The organism is Phenylobacterium sp., assembly GCF_036402295.1.
Taxonomy (GTDB): domain Bacteria; phylum Pseudomonadota; class Alphaproteobacteria; order Caulobacterales; family Caulobacteraceae; genus Phenylobacterium.
In genome coordinates, this window is sequence record NZ_DASWTE010000173.1 from 1 (window position 1) to 3,761 (window position 3,761).

3 protein-coding genes and 1 pseudogene are annotated in these 3,761 nt (G+C 71.7%); all 4 read right to left on the bottom strand.

What is annotated here, in order from left to right:
• Window positions 1-249: pseudogene (locus VGD44_RS11000) on the bottom strand (hypothetical protein); the annotation flags it as partial.
• A gap of 39 nt (window positions 250-288) precedes the next feature.
• The gene (locus tag VGD44_RS11005; protein WP_331086852.1) at window positions 289-1,017 is read right to left on the bottom strand and encodes a TlyA family RNA methyltransferase; all 729 of its coding nucleotides are present in this window, start codon (window positions 1,015-1,017) and stop codon (window positions 289-291) included.
• A 13-nt stretch (window positions 1,018-1,030) separates the two neighbouring features.
• A complete protein-coding gene (locus VGD44_RS11010) occupies window positions 1,031-2,785 on the bottom strand; it encodes a class I adenylate-forming enzyme family protein (protein ID WP_331086854.1) in 1,755 nt (584 codons plus the stop codon).
• A 158-nt stretch (window positions 2,786-2,943) separates the two neighbouring features.
• Window positions 2,944-3,761: class I tRNA ligase family protein (locus tag VGD44_RS11015; protein WP_331086856.1), on the bottom strand; the 818-nt coding region annotated here is incomplete at its 5' end.

Below are 3,761 nucleotides of genomic sequence, written 5' to 3' on the forward strand. Positions count from 1 at the left end.
GGGCTGGGCGAGCCCGGCGGCGGCTTCGACGGCCTGTGGCTCCGCGGCGGGGGGCGCTGGCTCAGCGGGCGACGCCTCTGCGACCTCGGGGCCGTGCGGCGCGGCGACCAGGGCGACCGAGATGGCCGTCCCGACACCTGCGGCCATCGGCGGCGCCTCCGGACGCAGGACGAAGGCGGCCAGGAGGGCGGCGTGCGCGCCGAGGCTCAGGGCGGCTATGGCGGTCCTGCGCGATCGTCTGGCCGGCATGGCGGGGGTACCCCGCGCGCCGCGCGAACGGATGTCGGCCTAGGCTCGGACCGCCCAGAGCAGCGCCTCGCGGTTTCCGTCACCGCCGGCGATGGGGCTGTCGGCGGTCGCGCGCACCGTCCAGCCGGACGCCTCCAGGAAGGCCTGAACGCCCGTCACCGCGTCGGCCCGCGCCGCGGGATCGGAGACGAGGCCACCCTTCCCTACCCGCTCGGGCCCCACCTCGAACTGCGGCTTCACCAGCGCGACGAGGTCGGCGCCGGACAGGGCCAACGCCAGGGCCGCGGGCAGCGCCTTGGCGAGCGAGATGAAGCTGACGTCGGTGACGATCAGTCCCGGCGGCTCGTCGATGAGGGCCGCGGTGAGGTCGCGGGCGTCGGTCGCTTCGAGGCTGACGACCCGCGGGTCGGCGGCCACCTTCGGGTGGAGCTGGCCGCGGCCGACGTCGACGGCGTAGACGCGCGCCGCGCCGCGGGCCAGGCATACCTCGGTGAAGCCCCCGGTCGAGGCGCCTACGTCCAGCACCACACGCCCGGCCACGACCACCGGCCAGAGGTCGAGCGCGTGGACCAGCTTCAGCGCGCCGCGACCCACCCAGGGATGGGCGGCGAGCGCCTCGATCGTCGCATCGTCGGCCAGCAGCTCCGAGGCCTTGGCGACGGGCCGGCCGTCGGCCGTGACGCCGCCCGCCTCGATGGCCGCGCGGGCCTTGGCGCGGCTCTCGAACAGGCCCCGCGCGACGAGCAGGACGTCGGCCCTCGTCTTCACTGGGCGGGCGTCTTCAGGCGTCTTCTTCAGCGAACACCTTCTTGAGCTCGCTCTTGAGGATCTTGCCGTTGGCGTTGCGCGGGAGGGTCTCGTGCCAGAACTTCACCGCCACGGGCACCTTGAACGCCGCCAGGCGCTCGGCCACGTGGGCCCGCAGCTCGGCCTCGGTGGCTTCCGTACCCGGCTTGAGGGTAACGACGGCGGCCGGCTCCTCGCCCAGGATCCGGTGTGGCTTGCCCACCACCGCGGCGTCCATGACGGCCGGATGGTCGTAGAGGACGTTCTCGACCTCGACGCAGTAGATGTTCTCGCCGCCGCGGATCAGCATGTCCTTGGCCCGGTCGATGATGAAGCAGAAGCCCTCCTCGTCGAGGCGGGCCAGATCGCCGGTGCGGACCCAGCCGTCGACGAACGTCTGGGCGGTCGGCTCGGGCTTGTTCCAGTAGAGCTTGGCGTTCATCGGCCCCTTGGACCATAGCTCGCCCACCTCGCCGACCGGCAGGACGGTCTTACCATCCGCAGGGTCGCGGATCTCCAGCTCGGCGACGGCGGCGGCCACGCCGCAGCTGTCGGGGCGGTTCTGGTAGTCCTCGGCGCCGTTCGAGGTGACGGTCGCGCAGGTCTCGGTCATGCCCCAGCCCTGGCCGGACTGGCTCTTGGGGAACACCTCCTTCAGCCGCCGCACCAGTTCGGGCGCCGAGGGTGCGCCGCCGTAGCTGACCGCCTCCAGCGAGGAGAGGTCGTAGTTGGCGCGGGCCGGATGCTCCAGGAGTTGCCAGGCGATGGTCGGCACCCCGCCGGCCGAGGTGACCTTCTCGCGCTCGATCAGCTCGAAGGCGCGAATCGGGTCCCACTTGAACATCAGCACCAGTTTTGCGCCGGCGAACACCGTCGGGTTCAGCACGGCGAAGCAGCCGGTCACGTGGAAGAACGGCACCGACAGCAGGGTGGCGCGCTGAGGTGCGTCGGGATCGGGCGCGGGCGGCATCTCGCCCCGACGCAGGAAGCCGCGGGCCATCGCCGCGCCGGCCGTGATGATGTTGGTGTTGATGGCGCGATGGGTGGCGAGCGCGCCCTTCGGCCGGCCGGTGGTGCCCGAGGTGTAGAAGATGGTCGCGTCGTCGTCGGTGGCGATCTCGACCGGCGGGATGGCGCGGTCGGGCAGGTTCGCCCAGGCGTTCGGCGCGCCGATCACGTCCTCCAGCTTGGCGACGTAGGGGTGGGCCACCTCATCGACCTCGCGGCTGACGTAGACCCGCTTCAGCTCGGGGCAGTTGGCGAAGTGCTCGGTGAGGCGCTGGTAGCGCTCGGCGTCCATCACCGCGATCTTCGTGCCGGAGTCGGTCAGCCCGTATTCCAGCTCGGGCCCGGTCCACCAGGCGTTCAGCGGGGTGACGATCGCGCCGATCGCGGCCGCCGCGTAGAACGCCACCACCCACTCGGGCACGTTGCGCATGATCACCGCCACGCGGTCGCCCTTCACGACGCCCTGGCTCTGCAGCTCGATGGCGAAGGCGGAGACGGCGCGGTGGAAGGCCTCGTAGGTGACCCGCTCGTCCTCGTAGACCAGGAAGACCTTGTCGCCGTGGCCCTTGGCCATCTCGGCCACGACGCGCAGCGTCGGCGGCTGGTTCTTCCAGACCTTCAGCTTGACCCCGCGGATGGTCTCTTCGGCCACCTCGGTCGGCAGGCCGGGCTGACCGATCAGGGCGTGGGCCTGCTGAATGGACATCGCGGGCCAACCCGGCGGCAACTCGGCCTCAGCCATCGTCTTCTCCCTACTCGCGCCCGGATTCCACGCCCGGGCGTCGTGTGGGTGAACAAGCATAACCTAACGGAAGAGGCAAACGCCTGTTCGACACTGACGATGACCCCTCGGCATGGCGCGGAAGCGGAAGGCCCGCGCGAAGCGCGAGCCTGCCGGCGTCAGGCCACGGCCCCAAGCCGCGCCAGGGCGCTCTCCAGCTTCGCCTTAGCCGTCTCGGCGTCGGCCAGCCGCTCGCGGTTCTCCTCGACCACCTCTTCCGGCGCGCGGGCGACGAAATCGGGGTTGGCGAGCTTCTTGGCGGTCTTCTCGATGTCGGAGGCGAGCGCGCCCACTTCCTTGGTCAGGCGCGCGCGCTCGGCGGCGATGTCGATGAACTCGGCCACCGGCAGCGCCAGGGTGGCGCCGTCGACGACGTAGGGGATCGAGCCCGCGGGCGCGGCGTCGACGAACTGGACGTCGGAGACGCGCAGCAGACGGCCGACCAGCGCGGCCGAGGCGCTGAGCACGCCGCGCTGTTCGGCGCTCGCGTCGACCACCAGCAGCGCCGGCTGGGCCGAGGGCGGGACGTTCAGGCCCTGGCGGACCGAGCGGCCCTCGGTGATCGTCTCGATGATCAGGCCAATCTCCGCGTCGGCGGCCGGGTCGACCAGACCGGCCGGCAGGTCGGGCCACAGCGCCGTCATGAGCTGGCCTTCGGAGCGCGCGGCGCCCAGATCGGCGGTGCTCTGCCAGAGCTCCTCGGTGATAAACGGCATCACCGGGTGGAGCAGCTTCAGGATCACGTCCAGCGCCCAGGCAGCGGTCGCCTGGGTCTCGGCCTTGGCCGTTTCGTCGGCGCCGGTGAGCAGCGGCTTGGCGAGCTCCACGTACCAGTCGCAGAACTGGTTCCAGATGAAGCGGTAGAGGACGTTGGCCGCCTCGTCGAAGCCGCAGCCGGCGAGCGCGGCGGTGACCGCGGCGGCCGTGCGCTGGGTCT